1 pseudogene is annotated in these 544 nt (G+C 71.9%); it reads right to left on the bottom strand.

Annotation, left to right across the window (positions count from 1 at the left end):
- Positions 1-544 (bottom strand): annotated as a pseudogene (locus VTU_RS26265) (chromosome segregation protein SMC); the annotation flags it as partial.

The raw sequence follows: 544 nt of genomic DNA, 5'->3' as shown, positions 1-544 counted from the left end.
GGCCTGCGCCTCGGTGAGCAGCGTGCCGTATTGCTCCAGGCTCAGGCGCGCGGCCTGTTCCTTGAGCTGGAATTCGGTGATGCGCGTGCGCAGGGGGTCGAGCGCATGCTCGATCTGCATGCGGCGTTCGTCGCTGGCGCGCAGCCGGGTGGTGAGTTCGTCGTATGCGCTGCGCTGGGCGGCGAGGTCTTTTTCGCGCTCCAGCTTCAGCGCGAGCGCCTGTTGCAGCCCGCCCCGGGCGGCGGCGTCGGACAGTTGCTCCAATTCGGCGCGGGCGCGCTGCTGCTCGTCGGCCAATGTGCCGGCCTGCTGCGTGGCGGTCTCGATGGCGCGCGCGAGTTCGGCGCGCCGCGCCTGCAGGCTGCGCTGCGCGAAGCTGGCTTCCTGCTCCTGGCGTTCGAGCGCGCGCTGCTGCTCGCGGCACGCCGCGAGGGCGCGCTCGGCCTGGATCACGCGCTCGCCGAGCTGCGCTTCGCGCTCCTGGTTGTCGGCCAGTTGCATATCGAGTTCTTCGAAGCGCGCCTCGGCGCCCACGCGGCGCTCG

The sequence above is a fragment of the Verminephrobacter aporrectodeae subsp. tuberculatae At4 genome, assembly GCF_000193225.1.
Taxonomy (GTDB): domain Bacteria; phylum Pseudomonadota; class Gammaproteobacteria; order Burkholderiales; family Burkholderiaceae_C; genus Acidovorax; species Acidovorax aporrectodeae.
This window is presented reverse-complemented; position numbering and strand designations above follow the sequence as displayed.